The 13,947-nt window shown below is 71.6% G+C and carries 11 protein-coding genes; all 11 read left to right on the top strand.

From position 1 onward, the window contains the following. Position 1 precedes the first annotated feature (1 nt). Complete coding sequence (locus G448_RS0108395) at positions 2-661, top strand: DsbA family protein (protein WP_026407627.1); 660 nt, start codon at positions 2-4, stop codon at positions 659-661. Then, positions 658-2,481, top strand: a complete 1,824-nt coding sequence (locus G448_RS0108390; RefSeq protein ID WP_026407626.1) for an MFS transporter — start codon at positions 658-660, stop codon at positions 2,479-2,481. The genes G448_RS0108395 and G448_RS0108390 overlap by 4 nt, the downstream gene beginning before the upstream one ends. Then, on the top strand, positions 2,478-3,038 hold the full coding sequence (locus G448_RS18395; protein WP_051268783.1) for a hypothetical protein: 561 nt from the start codon (positions 2,478-2,480) through the stop codon (positions 3,036-3,038). The genes G448_RS0108390 and G448_RS18395 overlap by 4 nt, the downstream gene beginning before the upstream one ends. Continuing rightward, positions 3,035-6,172 (top strand): AMP-binding protein, encoded by a 3,138-nt coding sequence (locus G448_RS0108380; protein ID WP_026407625.1) that lies wholly within the window; start codon positions 3,035-3,037, stop codon positions 6,170-6,172. The genes G448_RS18395 and G448_RS0108380 overlap by 4 nt, the downstream gene beginning before the upstream one ends. Then, positions 6,165-8,603: a beta-ketoacyl [acyl carrier protein] synthase domain-containing protein gene (locus G448_RS17055; RefSeq protein WP_051268781.1), complete on the top strand. Its 2,439-nt coding sequence runs from the start codon at positions 6,165-6,167 to the stop codon at positions 8,601-8,603. The genes G448_RS0108380 and G448_RS17055 overlap by 8 nt, the downstream gene beginning before the upstream one ends. A 5-nt stretch (positions 8,604-8,608) precedes the next feature. Beyond that, positions 8,609-9,544, top strand: coding sequence for a tetrahydrofolate dehydrogenase/cyclohydrolase catalytic domain-containing protein (locus G448_RS0108370; protein ID WP_026407624.1), 936 nt, complete (start codon positions 8,609-8,611; stop codon positions 9,542-9,544). A gap of 62 nt (positions 9,545-9,606) precedes the next feature. After that, positions 9,607-10,062 carry a hypothetical protein gene (locus G448_RS18115; RefSeq protein WP_245572258.1) on the top strand — a complete coding sequence of 152 codons (456 nt, stop codon included), beginning with the start codon at positions 9,607-9,609 and terminating at the stop codon, positions 10,060-10,062. Then, a complete protein-coding gene (gene fabD, locus G448_RS0108360) occupies positions 10,056-10,994 on the top strand; it encodes an ACP S-malonyltransferase (RefSeq protein ID WP_026407623.1) in 939 nt (312 codons plus the stop codon). Before G448_RS18115 ends, fabD begins: the two co-directional genes overlap by 7 nt. 46 nt (positions 10,995-11,040) lie before the next feature. After that, positions 11,041-11,577: an HXXEE domain-containing protein gene (locus tag G448_RS0108355; protein WP_026407622.1), complete on the top strand. Its 537-nt coding sequence runs from the start codon at positions 11,041-11,043 to the stop codon at positions 11,575-11,577. Positions 11,578-11,814: 237 nt separating this feature from the next. Further along, complete coding sequence (locus G448_RS0108350) at positions 11,815-12,774, top strand: NADP-dependent oxidoreductase (RefSeq protein ID WP_026407621.1); 960 nt, start codon at positions 11,815-11,817, stop codon at positions 12,772-12,774. 661 nt (positions 12,775-13,435) lie between these two features. Beyond that, the coding region (locus G448_RS15785) for an ATP-binding cassette domain-containing protein (protein ID WP_034494832.1) at positions 13,436-13,947 on the top strand (512 nt) is incomplete at its 3' end.

The raw sequence follows: 13,947 nt of genomic DNA, 5'->3' as shown, positions 1-13,947 counted from the left end.
GATGGCGATTCCCCGGGTCTACTTCAGTTTTCGGAGCCCGTACAGCTGGCTGGCGCTGGAGAGGCTGAGCGCGCGCGGGCTGCGCGACGCCTTCGAGTACATCCCGTTCTGGGAGCCGCGTGCGCGTGTCGCCGAGGCGCTGGCCGCCATCGGGGGCGGTACCCACTACAGGCAGATGAGTCGTGCCAGGCATCTGTACATCCTGCAGGACGTCAAGCGCCTGGCCGCGGCGCAGTCCATGCCCATGGTGTGGCCCGTCGACAAGGACCAGTGCTGGGACCTCCCCCACCTCGCCTGGCTGGCGTGCCGGCGGAGCGGACGGCAGTGGGAGCTCTACGACCGCCTCATCGAGCGTCGCTGGGGGAGGGGCGTTGACATCTGCGTGGAGGAGAACATCGCCGACGTCCTCTCCGACTGCGGGCTCCAGGGCGCGACGCTCGACGGCTTCTACGCGGACGACGACCTGGTCGCCGAGGGGGCCGGGGCCCTGAAGCTCGCCTACGACGACGACGTGTTCGGCATCCCCTACTTCAAGGCCGGGGTGCACCGCTTCTGGGGGCAGGACCGCCTCGACGCCTTCCTCCAGCACCTGGGGATGGCCGACGACGGAGCGCCGGACGGGGACGACGCGCGAACGGATACGGCGAGAGGGCGTCGATGAGACGCGGCGGTGGGACGCGGGTCGCCGGCCTGATCGGAGCGATGGTGCTGGCCCTGTTCATGGTCGTCATGGACAACAGCATCCTCAACGTGGCACTGCCGTACCTGTCCTCGCCGGAGGGCGGGCTCGGGGCGGGGGTGGACGAGCTCCAGTGGGTGATCAACGCCTACGTCCTCTCCTTCGGCGCCTTCATCTTCGTGTGGGCGGTCATCGGGGGCAGGCTCGGGCAGCGTCGCACGATCCTCGCGGCCACGGCCCTCTTCGGGGTCTTCTCCATGCTGGCCGGCCTCAGCACGTCGCCGCTGGTGCTCATCATCCTGCGCGCGCTCATGGGCGTGGCGGCTGCGGGCATGCAGCCGACGTCGCTGAGCATCATCAACACGGGCGTGCCGGAGAGCCTGCGTGCGCGGGCGATCGGCCTGTGGTCGGCCGCGGCGGGGCTCGCCGTGGTGAGCGGCCCGATCTTCGGCGGCCTGCTCCTGGAGCACCTGGGCTGGCGGTCGATCTTCTTCATCAACGTGCCGCTGTCGTGCCTGCTGCTCGCTCTGACGATCGTCTTCGTGCCCCGGGGCCTCGACGCGGAGAGCCCCCGCGCCTCCGTTCGCTCCGTCGTGCTCCTCATGGCCGGGATGTTCCTCCTGGTCTACGGGATCACCGAGTGGGGCGACAACCCCGATCAGCTGGTGCTGCCCGCGCTGCTGGTCGAGGTGGGCGTCCTCCTGTGCCTGGTCTTCTTCCTGCTCCAGGAGATGAGCGCGTCGCCCGTCATGCCGGTGTCCATGGTGTTCGGCAAGCGCACCGCCGGGGCCTCGGTCTCCCTCGCGCTGGCGATGATGCTCCTGATGGGCAACGTGTTCGTCATGATGCTCTACCTGCAGCTGGTCCGGGGCTATGACGCGCTCACCGTCGCGTACACGCTCCTGCCCGTCGGGATCGCCCAGCTGCTGATCTCCCCCGTGGCGTCGTCGTCGATCAAGCGCATCCACCCCCGCGTCACCGTCCTGGTCGGATTCGCGCTCACGGCCCTGGCGTTCCTCGGGTACTCGCGCTTCGACGAGCGCACCGCGATGTGGCTGATCCTGGTGGTGTTCTTCGTCCACGGCGCCGGGGCCGCGCTGGTCGTCCCGGTCGCCACGGCGACGTTCATCGTCGGGGTCCCGGAGCGGATGTCCGCCAGCGCCTCGGGCGTGAACACGGCGATCCGCCAACTCAGCACGGCCCTCGGCGTGGCCGTGTTCGGGTCGGTGCTCTCACCCTTGTACACCGACCGGCTCCGGGCGTCCGGGGTCCTGGGAGCGGTCGACGCCCCGGCGGGATCGGACGCCTCGATCACGGTGACGCTCCAGGCGGCCAGCCGGCTCGATCCGGGCCAGGCCCTCAGACTCGTTCAACAGGCCGAGAGAGCCTTCGTCGGGGCGATGCAGGTCAGCTTCCTCGTCGGGCTGGCGCTCGCGTGCGCCGGGCTCGTGGTATCGGTGGCCATTCCCAGGGGACGCGCGAAGAGCGAGGCCCGAGGCGGGGGCGGCGCCCCGGGTGGACGGCATGCCGCTCCGGCCGCGCACGGGCGGACGGCTCCTGCGCTCCGCGCGGCCCGTCGCCGCCATGCAGTTCCGGCTGCGTACGGGGGGACGTCGTCACGGGCCGCCGTCGGGGCGGCGCCCGGTGCTGCTCCGGCTGCGTACGGGGGGACCTCGTCACGGGCCGCCGTCGGGGCGGCGCCCGGCGCTGCTCCGGCTGCGTACGGCCGGGCGGCTCCCGCGCCCCGCGCGGACCGACGCCGCCATGCGGCTCCGGCCGCCTACGGAAGGATGTCATCATGAGGACGGGCATCGGCAGGATGCTGAGGATCACCGGTGCGACGGCGGAGGAGGTGGCGGCCTCCAGCCCCGCGGATGCGCTGATACCGGAGCCGACGGACCGGTGGGTGCGATGCATCACCGTGAGGGCGAGCAGGGCCGTGGTCTATCGGTGGCTGTGCCAGTTCACGGTCGCGCCTTACAGCTTCGACGTCATCGACTTCTTCGGGCGCAGGAGCCCGGGACGCCTGACCCCCGGGGCGGACGAGCTGCGGGTGGGGCAGAGCTTCCTCATCTTCTCGATCACCGGCTTCCGGCCGGAGGAGTACATCGCCGGATTCTCCCGACCGGAGTTCCGGGGCTCCTACGGCGAGATATCGGTGTCCTACTCGGTGGAGGAGACGGCCGCGGGCACGACGCGGCTTCGAGCCAACGCGTGTCTGGGCGAGGGCCTCGGGCCGGTCGGGAGGACTCTCCTGGCCGCCGGCGACCTGGTGATGTCGACCCGGCAGTTGTACAGGATCCGCAGGCTGTGCGAGCGAGCGCAGTCGCGCGGGCGAGAGGGAGGACGGATGCGATGAGCCCTCATGAGAACAGATCCCTGACGGCGCCCGAGAGGGAGATGCTGGCGCAGGCGGTGCTGAGGCCGTCCGACACCTCCTTGAACGCCCCTCTCCTGTTCGACGTCTCCGGCTGCGGCGCGGAGCGCCTGTGCCGCGCCGTGACGCGGGTGATGGCGGGCCACCCGTCCCTGCACAGCGTCATCGTGAACGACGCCGACGGCGACGCGGTGGCAGCGGTCGTCCCCGTCGGGCGGGGGTGCCGGGTGGAGCGCGTCGATGCGCTCGACGACGATGCGGCGGTCTCGCTGATCCGCGCGCTGGCCGACGTCCCCTTCAACCTCGCGGGGGACGAGCCGCTGGTGCGCGCGCGGGTGTGGACCTGCGGTGAGCGGGCCTACCTGGGGCTCGTGCTCAGCCACGTCATCGTGGACTTCACGGCGATGGCGCGGATACTGCGGGACATCGGCGACGCCTACGAGGATCCGGGGATGACTCCGGGGCCCGGGACGGCCCCGACCCGGGCGGACCGGGTGGCGGGAGCCGAGGACTACTACCGCCGTCTGGTGCGGGACAGGAGCGAGGGGCTGGACAACGGCCTCGTGCCGGGCCGGCGGCCCGATGCGCCCCTGCCGGGCCGTGTGGCCGTGTGGAGGCCGGGGCGGAGATGGTCCCAGGCGCTCGACACCCTCGCGTTCACCCACCGGGTGGCGCCGGTGACGGTGGTGCTGGCCTGCGTGGCGGAGGCCGTGCGCGCCCTGGGGATCGCCGGCGAGCCGGTGGTCTCGATGAGCTTCTCCAACCGGGCGCCGGGTGATGCATCGGTGCGCAACACGGTGAACGTGCTCCCGCTGGAGGTCCCGTTGAACGGCGGGAGCGTGGGCGAGCTGTTCCGCCGGACGCACGCGCTGGTGAGGCGGGCGACGCGCTTCGAGTCGTTCTGCCTGAGGGACGCCCTGCCCGTGCTGGCGCCCGACGGCTACCGGGGATCGACCTCGGCGGACGTGGCGGTCACCTTCTACCAGGAGCCGATGGTCTTCCGGACGGGGCCCCTGGTGCACCGGCGCGTGGTCGTGGAGCGGTCGCAGGTGAAGTTCCCGCTGGGGATATCGGTCTCCAAGGATGCCGATGGCTACTGCTTCGAGCTCGACATCGCCGACGCGCTGTCCGAGTCGGATCCCGAGGCGATCCTGCGCACCGTCTTCGAGCACGCGCTGAGGAGCCGGCGGGAGGAGCCGGAGGCGCGTCTGCGGGACCTTCCCCGGGACGAGCTGTCCCACCGCCTGCCCAGCGCCGTCCCGGTCGAGCGCACGATCCCCGAGATCGTGCGGGAGGCGGCGCGGCGCTTCGGACCGAGCACCGCGCTGTCGGACGAGCGCAGGCGCGTGACCTACGACGGGCTCATCGACGAGGTCGATCGGGTGGCCGCGGCCGCCGAGGCCGAGGGGCTGGGGCGGTACGCGGTCCTCGTGGGGGCCCCGTCCGTCGACTACGTGGTGACCTTCCTGAGCATCATCATGTCCGGGAGGATCGCCGTCCCCCTCGCCGAGGACGTGCCCGCGCGACGACTCGACAGGATCCTCGCGGTTCTCGGCGATGACGTGAGCGCGCTCCGCCTGCCGGGCGCCCTCACCATCACGCCGGGCATGACGGAGCTCTCGATGCCCGGGGACCGCCGGCGCGGGACCGGCGAGGAGGCGGCCCGACCCGGCCCGCCGGCGCTGGACGACACCGCGTACATCATCTTCACCTCCGGCACCACCGGGGAGCCGAAGGGGGTCATGGCCACTCACCGGTCGGTCGGACGCCTGTTCCCGGACGAGCTCCCCCGCGAGGCGGCGTCCCCGGGCGTGTGGCCGCAGTTCCACTCGAACGCCTTCGATCTGTCCGTCCTGGAGATCCTGGGGTCGCTCTCGACGGGAAGCGAGCTGGTGGTCGTTCCGCGCGATGTCCGCCGCGACCCGGCCCGGTTCGCCTCGCTCATGATCGAGCACTCGGTGACGTGCATGGTCCAGACCCCGACCGCCCTGCGCAACCTGCTCGCCGTGCAGGACGGGGAGCGGGCCCTGAGCCGGCTCACGGCGGCGATGGTGGGCGGCGAGCCGATGAGGTCCGACATCGTCGAGAACTGGGACCGCCTCGCCCCGAAGGAGGCCTCCCTGTTCAACATCTACGGGCCCGCGGAGACGGCGATCTGGATCAGTCACGAGCGGACCGCCGGCATCTACCAGGTGCCCAAGGCCCCTCCGTTCTCGGTGGGGCGCGCGATGGAGGACGTGTGCGTCCGGGTCTGCGACGAGACAGGCAGGACCGTGCCCTGGGGCAGGCCCGGTGAGCTCCAGATCGGCGGCGTCTGCGTGAGCCCCGGCTACGTCGGCATGCCGGAGCTGACCCGGTCGCGCTTCGTCACGGATGACGACGGGCGACGGTTCTACCGGTCCGGCGACATCGTGACGATGAGTCGCGACGGGCGGATCTACATCCGCGGGCGCGGGGACGGCCAGGTCCAGGTCCGGGGCCACCGGGTGGAGACCGCCGAGATCGACGCCGTCCTGGGCACCGGGAACCTGGTGCGGGCGAGCGTGACCGTGCCCCGCGAAGAGGGCGCCGAGGTGGCGCTCTACACCTTCGCGGTCCTCGTCCCGGGGCAGTCGGAGCAGTCGGTGTGGGACGTCATCAGGCGGACGCTCCCCGGGTACATGTGGCCGCGCCGCGTCATCATCGTGGAGCGCCTGCCGCACACCCCGAACCACAAGATCGACTCCGCGGCCCTCCTGGAGATGCTCCCGGCGCCCGCCGCGGATGACGGCGTCCCGGTGGGGGAGGAGCCGCCGGCGGACGCCGGTGTCCGGGAGCGGGTGTCCTGGGCCTGGGACACGGTCGTCGGAGGGGCGAGCGACTCCCCCGATCTCAGCTTCTTCGATCTCGGGGGGACGTCGGCGCAGGTCCCGGTTCTCGCGAACCGCCTCGCAGGACTCTTCCCCGACGCCGTCATCACGACGACGACCGTCTTCGAGGCGCCGTCGATCGATCAGATGGCGGCCAGGCTCGAGGCCGGGACGGCGGGACCTTCGCCGCGGCGACGGGGCGGACGCCCCGATCGCAGCCGGCTGAGCCGCCGTCGCAACCAGTCGAGAGGAGACATCGATGAGTGATGACATCGCCATTGTGGGACTGGCGGGCCGGTTCGGCCCGGCGGCCGACGCCGCGGCCTTCTACGAGTCGCTCCTCGACGGCCGCTGCCTCCTGCACCGGGACGACGGCGGCCCGCCGCGCTCGGCGGGCGCATCGGCGGGAGCGGAGCCCGGGCAGCCCGTGCGGCCCGGGCGGGCTCCGCAGGCCGAGCGGCCCGGCTTCGTCCCGGTCTCGTGCTCGATGGAGGACTCGCTGTCCTTCGACGCGAGCGCCTACGGCTTGACCCGCAGGGAGGCGGCGGTGATGGATCCCCAGCACCGGGTGCTCCTCGACGTGGTGAGAACGGCCGTCGAGGACGTCGGCGAGTCCCTGGCCGACGAGACCGTCGGGGTGTTCGCCAGTGCGGCGCTCAGCTCCTACATGGCTCATCACCTGCTGGCCCTGCCCGAGGGGGAGCGCCCGCCGGAGTACAGCCTCCTCCTCGGCAATGACAAGGACTTCGTGGCCTCCCGGATCGCCTACCTGATGGGGTTCACGGGCCCGGCGGCCGTCGTCCAGAGCGCCTGCTCGAGCTCGCTCCTGGCGATGCACACCGCGACGATGTCCCTGCTCGGCGGCGAGTGCACGGTGGCCGTGGTGGGCGGGGTGAGCATCGCCTACCCGCGCGCGAGGGGATACCTGTACCAGGAGGGGGGAATCCTGTCCCCGACCGGATGCTGCCGGCCGTTCGACGCGGCGGCCGACGGGACGGTCAGAGGGGACGGGGCGGGTGCGGTCGTGCTCATGCTCGGAGACGATGCCCGCGAGCGCGGCGTCCCCGCCTACGCCGCCATCGAGTCGGTGGCGGCGAACAATGACGGGAGCCGTCGTGCCGGGTACACGGCTCCCAGCCCCTCCGGGCAGGCCGAGGTCATCCGCGCCGCGCACGAGCGCGCCGGGACCCTGGACGGACGAGTCGGCTACGTCGAGGCGCACGGCACGGGAACCCCTCTGGGCGATCCCATCGAGGTCCGCGGCCTGAGCCAGGTGCTGGCCCCCAGCGCCTCCGGCGCGCCCGTGAGACTGGGGTCGCTCAAGGCCAACGTCGGCCACCTCGACGTGGCGGCGGGCATCGCGTCGTTGATCAAGGTCGCCCTGATGCGGCAGCGCGGGGAGATCCCCCCGCAGATTCGCTTCGAACGGCCGAATCCCGAGCTCGGGATCGAGCGCACCTCGCTGGTCATCGGCGCGGAGCGGGCCCCGTGGCCCGAGGACCGGCCGTACGCCGGGGTCAGCGCGTTCGGCATCGGCGGGACCAATGTCCACGCCGTCGTCGGGCCGTGGACCGGCAGGACGCGGGACCGCGCGCCGGTGCCCGGGCCGGACCGTCGTGAGATGCCCGTTCTCATATGGGGCGGGTCCGAGAACCGGCCCGGCGCGGGGCCCTCGGGCCCGACCCCTTCGCAGCACCCGACTCCCCCGCGGCGGGGCCGGCCGTCGTCGGAGGACGTGATCTCGCTGTTCGCGGAGTTCGTGGACCCGCCGGTGTCGGCGGACACCGACTTCTTCGACGCCGGCGGGGACTCGCTGGGCGCTGTTGAGCTCGTGGAGCAGGTCCGCAGGCGCTGGGGCGCCTCCTCCTTCACGATCAACGATTTCGAGGCGGCGCCGACGCCGGCCGGGCTGCTGGGGGCCCTGGACGTCCCGGGCGACGACTCCTCGCGACTCGTGGAACTGCGGGCGGGGCGCGCGGGCAGCCCCGTCCTCGTCCTGGTCCACCCGGCCGGCGGGACGGTCTCGCGCTACCGCGTCCTGCTCGGCAGCGTCCCGGGAGACTGGACCGTGGCGGCCGTGCCGTTCATCGCGCCGGGGGTCTCCGGGCCGCCGTCCGTCAACGACCTGGCCGTGCACTACTCGCGGCTGGTCATGGAGCGCTTCGGGCGGGCATCGGGCGACATCGTCCTCGGCGGATTCTCGCTGGGGGGAAATCTGGCCCACGAGATGGTGGCGGTCTCGGAGCCCCTGGCGAGGAGGACGCTGAAGGTGATCATGCTCGATGCCATGACGCCGGAGTCCTACCCGGACTCCCCTCCCCCGGAGGAGACCCTTCTGAGGGCCGGCCGGGCGGTCATGGACGGACAGGAGCCGACGGCCGTCGACGCCGAGTCCGCGATGACGGACATCTGGCGGGTGACGACGTCGTGCCTCTACGGGTACCGGCCGTCCGCGACCATCGCGACGCCGGTCTCGGTGATCGCCGCGGAGGCCGTCTCACCGGTGCTCGAGTCCCTGGGGATCTCCCCGGAGCCGGCCGTGCGCTGGGAGCGGTGGTGCGCCGGGGGCGTGACGGTCTCGACCGTCCCCTGCGACCACTACTCGATGCTCTCCGACCGGGCATCGATCGACCGCGTCGGCGTCATCCTCGCCGAGATCCTGTCCGCATACGACGAACACGACAACGGGAGTCTTTGAGAACCATGGAAACCTTGATCTTCAACCCGGCAGCGGAACGCCTCAGAACCCTGGAGGAGGTGCGCGTCCTGCGGGAGGGGCTCGCGCGGCCGCCTCGGGTCCGGCTGATCGCGTTCGAGCAGGCGACGATGCTGCAGGAGGTGCAGGCGTCCTCCGTGCTGGCGCTGCATCGGAAGTTCTTCGCCGACTGCGGCATCGAGGCGGACACGACGATGCTCCCCGCGAGCACTGAGCAGGACGTGCTGACCGGCGAGATCGTCCGGGCGTGCGAGGACGAGTCGTTCCACGGCGTCACGATCCTGCTTCCCGCGCCCGACACGATCGACATGGCGGTCGCGATCAATACGATCGAGCCCGCCAAGGAGATCGAGGGGATGCGCTGGGACAACATCTCCGCCTACCTCCCGGGGAGCCCGGACGAGCCCCGGCTCCCGCTCATCATCATCGACGTGATCAGGACCGTGATCGCCGCCGCCCCGGCCCCCGTCGAGCCCGACGCCCAGTGGGTCATCGTCGTCGACCGCCCGGCCATGAGGCGCAACCTGATCACGAAGGTGCTGGCCCACGTGGGGCCCGGTCAGGTGTGGCCGCGGGACGCGGATATCCGCTTCATCCCCAGTGACAGCGAGGTTCTGCCTCAGGCCTGCCGCGCCGCCGACGTCCTGCTCGTGGCCGCGGAGCAGAACCCCGGGGTGATCACCTCGGGGTGCGTGAAGCCCGGAGCCGTCGTCGTCGACTTCAGCGCATCGCTGGTCGCCGTCCACGAGGAGAAGGACGGCACCAGGCGGCCGGTCTACCAGGGCGCCGTTCGCCCCGAGGCCGCGGAGAACGTGGCCTCGTTGTACTGCCCCGCCCCCAGGGGCTGCGGTCCTCTGCTGCTGGCCGGCCTCGCCCGCAACGCGGTGCTCGCCGCGGTGGCATCGGGGCGGGATCGGGGATGACCGGCTCCGGGAGTGGGAGGAGAGCGCTCCCATGGCTCATGCTGGCGACTCTCTCGGGAGCCGTGCACGCACTTTTCTCGGCGATCTGGGCGGCGGGCAGCGGACTGCTGCTGTCCACGGTGGGGCAGGTCGCCCGGGAGATCTCCGCGCTCGGGCCGTCCAGGCGGGCCCTCCTACTCGGCGTCATCGCCGCGGCGAAGGCGGGCGTGACGGCCGTCCCCCTGGTCGATGCCGCCCTGCGGTCGTCCGACGGCGCCTTCCGGGCGCTCATCCGAGGCGGCGAGCTCGTCGCTGGCGTCTGCCTCGCCGTCTACGGCGTCGTCTCGATGGCGGCGAGCGCCGTCGGGCTGATCGGGGCGATGAGCGGGGCGCAGCAGTCGCCCGCGGATCTCACGGCGCTCTGGGGGCACCTGGGGATCTGGGACCTCCTGTTCGCGCTGTGGGGCGTGGGGATCCTCGGATACCTCAGAACAACGTCAACGACGAGAACGATGAACAAGGAGGCAGCGTCGTGCTGAACGAACCCGTCGCCGTCGTGTTCCCCGGGCAGGGGAGCCAGAAGCCGGGCATGGCGGAGCACCTGGTCGAGCGGGCCCCCGACCTGTGCGCGCGGTGGATGGACCGCGCCAGTGCCATCCTGGGCTGGGACGTGGCGCGCATGTGCTCCGAGGGCAGCGCGTCCGACCTGCGCCGGACCTCGGTGACGCAGCCCGCGGTCTTCACCGTCAGCGTGATCACGTGGCGGCTGCTGCACCGATCGGGCCTGCGTCCCTCGTTCGTCGCCGGGCACAGCCTCGGCGAGTACAGCGCCCTGGTGGCCGCCGAGGCCCTCGACTTCGACGACGCCCTGCGTCTGGTCGCCGAGCGGGGCCGTCTGATGGAGACGGGGGTGCCCGCCGACGCGGGGATGATCGCCGTCATCGGTCCGACCATCGAGGAGGTCGACCGGATGTGCGCGGATCTGCAGTCGCAGGGGGCGCTGGTCGAGGTCGCCAACGACAACGGCGGCGGCCAGGTGGTGCTGTCGGGAAGCGCCGAGGGCCTGGACCGGGCCAGGGCGCGCGTGAGGGGAGAGGGGGCGCGCTGCGTCGATCTCGCCGTCGGCGGGCCGTTCCACAGCTCGCTCATGTCGCGGGCGGGCGAGGGGCTTGCCGAGGTCATCGGGCGGACCGGGTTCAGGGACCCGGTCATCCCGGTCATCGCCAACGTGACCGCCCGACCCGTCGGCGGGGCGGAGGCCATCGGGGGCCTGCTCGTGCAGCAGATGACGGGGCGAGTCCGTTGGCGCGAGACCCTGCAGGAGCTCCGCCGGGACGGGGTCCGGACGCACGTCGAGTGCGGTCCGGGGCGTGTGCTGTCCTCCCTCGCGCGGCGGGAGCTCGGTGCCTCGGTCGACATCGGATCGACCGACTCGGCCGCGAGCACGGCGGCTCTGATGAGCGATCTCTGATGGGCGCATCCGCCACGATGGTGGGGTCCGAGGGGAGGCGGACGTGATGAGCCGCGACACGATCGTGTGGCTGAGCGTCGTCCTGTTCATGGTCCACGAGTTCGAGGAGATCATCTTCATCCGACCGTGGCTGTCGAGATTCCGGGACGACCCGCGTGCGCGCAGGCAGGCGTTCTGGGGATTCCGATCATTCAGCACGCCGACGTTGGCCGCCATGATCTTCGAGGAGTTCGTCCTGTTCTCGCTGATCGCGCTGGTGAGTGTCGTGACGGGGTATCTCCCCCTGATCGCCGGCTTCCTCATCCCCTACGCGCTCCACCTGCTGGGGCACGTGCTGGAGGCGCTCCGCCTGAGGATGCGGACGCCGAGCGCCCTGACGGCGGCGCTCACCCTCCCGTGGTACGGGTACGCGATCTGGGCGCTGGCGTCCGGCGGCAGGGCGTGGGAGGCGATCGCGTGGGCGGTCGGGCTGTCCCTGGTGATCTCCGCCAACTTCGATCTCATCTACCGTCTGAGGCCGCGCCTGGAGAGGCGGCTGTTCCCGGAGGGCGGGCCGCTCGGCGTCGTGGCTGGGGAGTCGTGAACGGGCGATCGTGACGAGACAGCAGTGAATAGTGACGAGACAGTCGTGAACAGCTGACCGCATGCCCGCTGGTCGTGCGGTCGTGGCGCGGTCCTCCGGCCGTGCTGTTGCGGCGCGGTCCTTCGGCCGTGCTGTTGCGGCGCGGTCCTCCGGTCGTGCCGAGACTCGTACCCGATCCGGGGCGAGGTCCGTGCCTCCGTCCGGCGACGCGGGCGGAGGGAACTGAGAGGAGTGCACATGAACACGATGAAGGCCGTTCGTTTCGACGAGTACGGAGGGACGTCGGTCCTTGAGGTTCGGGACGTTCCGGACCGTGCGCCGGAACGGGGGCAGGTGCGCGTCAAGGTCGCGTACGCCGGGATCAACCCCGGGGAGGCCGTGATCCGCGAGGGCGTCATGAAGGAGTACTTCCCCGCGAACTTCCCGAACGAGGGTCAGGGAAGCGACTTCAGCGGGGTCGTCGTGGAGACGGGCGACGGCGTGACCGGAGTCGCCGTGGGGCAGAGCGTCATCGGGATGAGTGATGAGCGCAGTGCTCAGGCCGAGTTCGTCACCATCGACCAGGGGCGTGTGGTGCCCCTGCCGGATGGCGTCGACCCGGCGGTCGGAGCGTGCCTGTACGTGGCCGGAACCACGGCGTGGGCGCTGACCGACGCCCTGCAGCCCCGTGCGGGGGAGACGATCGCCGTGTCCGCCGCTGCTGGCGGCGTCGGCTTCCTGGTGTCGCAGCTCGTGCGCCGAGCGGGCGCCCGGGTCATCGGCATCGCGAGCGACGCGAGCGCGCCGGCACTGGAGGAGATCGGTGCCATCCCGGTGCCGTACGGCGACGGGATGCTCCAGCGGATGCGCGACGCCGCTCCCGGGGGCATCTCCGGCCTCGCCGACTGCTTCGGGGGCGGCTACGTGAAGACCGCCATCGACCGCGGCGTGCCGCCGGAGCGGATCAAGACGATCATCGACTTCGAGGCGGTGCAGCGCTTCGGGGTTCAGATGGTCGCCATGGCCGGGGTCGAGGACCCCGGTCGGGTCGTGGCGGAGCTGGCGGACCTCGTCGCCGCCGGGGAGCTCCGGGTACCCATCCGGGCCTGCTACCCCTTGACGGAGGTGCGTGCCGCTTACGACGATCTCGCCTCGAGGCACGGGGTCGGCAAGATCGTTCTGAAAGTCGATGGGACGGCGCCGAGTGCGGCGTCGTGACGTCGTGATGGCCTGATCGGCTCGGCCCGGATGGGCCGGCCCTGCTCGGCCTGGTCTGGTTCGGCTCTGTTCGGTCGGTCCGGTCTGTTAGTCCGGTCGGCCTGGTCTGGTTCGGCCCGGCCCGGTCGGCCCGGCCTGTTAGTCCGGGCGGCCCGGCCCGGTCGGCCCGGGCGGCCCGGTCTGGTCGGCCCGGGCGGCCCGGTCTGGTCGGCCCGGGCGGCCTGGCCGGCCCGATTGATGGCGGGTCCCGACGGACGGAGCGGGTGCGACGACATCCGCGAGCAGGTTCGCGGGCCCGTCTCCCCCGGCCGGCTCGGGTCGCGTGCGTGCCGTCGGGCCGCCCCGGTGATGCGCCGGGGCGGCCCGACATCATGCGGATGGTCCGGAAGAGGCGGCGGACCGATCTCGAGCCGGAACTGAACCGATCTCGGCGGAGGAGGGGAGAGGAGCGGGGCCGATGGACGATGGGTGTCCACCGGCCGGTGGACACCCGTGTGGTCCGGGCGGTCGCTTCCGGGGCGGGGAGCGGCGGCGAAGACTTAAGGCCATGACAACAACGACAGCGGCGACGACCGCGACGACCACGACCACTGCATCGACCGCCACGGGCACCGAGGCCACGGCGCCCGCAGCGGCGACCACCTCGGCGGCGAGGGCGCGGATGGCGCGCACCGCGATCAGTATCAACCGACTCACCAAGTCCTACGGGGACAAGGAGGTCCTGCGCGGTCTCGACCTCACGGTCCCCGCCGGCTCCGTCCTGGCGTTGTTGGGGCCCAATGGTGCTGGTAAGACGACGACTGTGGAGATTCTGCAGGGGTTGCGTCGTCGTGATGGTGGTGCTGTGTCTGTTCTGGGGGAGGATCCTCAGCGTTCTTCGCGTTCTTGGAGGGCTCGTATTGGTGTCGTGTCTCAGGCCTCGACCGATATGGGGGATTTGACGGTGACTGAGGCGGTGGGTCATGTGGCTCGGTTCTACGGTGATCCGGCTGATGTCGCCGGTACGGTTGAGCGGGTGGGGTTGGCCGATGATGCCGGTACTCGGGCCTCGCGTCTGTCGGGTGGTCGGCGTCGTCGGCTCGATGTGGCCCTGGCCATCGTCGGTCGTCCGGAGCTGCTGTTCCTCGATGAGCCCACCACCGGATTCGACCCGGAGGCCCGCCGCGAGTTCTG

The sequence above is a fragment of the Actinomyces gerencseriae DSM 6844 genome, assembly GCF_000429265.1.
Lineage (GTDB): Bacteria > Actinomycetota > Actinomycetes > Actinomycetales > Actinomycetaceae > Actinomyces > Actinomyces gerencseriae.
The sequence above is the reverse complement of the archived record's forward strand: the minus strand, read 5'-3'. Positions and strand labels throughout refer to the sequence as shown.

Excerpts from the sequence above, each read along its gene's own strand:
- G448_RS0108395 (WP_026407627.1), top strand. The coding sequence starts at position 2 with ATGGCGATTCCCCGGGTCTACTTCAGTTTTCGGAGCCCGTACAGCTGG.
- G448_RS0108390 (WP_026407626.1), top strand. The coding sequence starts at position 658 with ATGAGACGCGGCGGTGGGACGCGGGTCGCCGGCCTGATCGGAGCGATG.
- G448_RS18395 (WP_051268783.1), top strand. The coding sequence starts at position 2,478 with ATGAGGACGGGCATCGGCAGGATGCTGAGGATCACCGGTGCGACGGCG.
- G448_RS0108380 (WP_026407625.1), top strand. The coding sequence starts at position 3,035 with ATGAGCCCTCATGAGAACAGATCCCTGACGGCGCCCGAGAGGGAGATG.
- G448_RS17055 (WP_051268781.1), top strand. The coding sequence starts at position 6,165 with ATGAGTGATGACATCGCCATTGTGGGACTGGCGGGCCGGTTCGGCCCG.
- G448_RS0108370 (WP_026407624.1), top strand. The coding sequence starts at position 8,609 with ATGGAAACCTTGATCTTCAACCCGGCAGCGGAACGCCTCAGAACCCTG.
- G448_RS0108355 (WP_026407622.1), top strand. The coding sequence starts at position 11,041 with ATGAGCCGCGACACGATCGTGTGGCTGAGCGTCGTCCTGTTCATGGTC.
- G448_RS0108350 (WP_026407621.1), top strand. The coding sequence starts at position 11,815 with ATGAACACGATGAAGGCCGTTCGTTTCGACGAGTACGGAGGGACGTCG.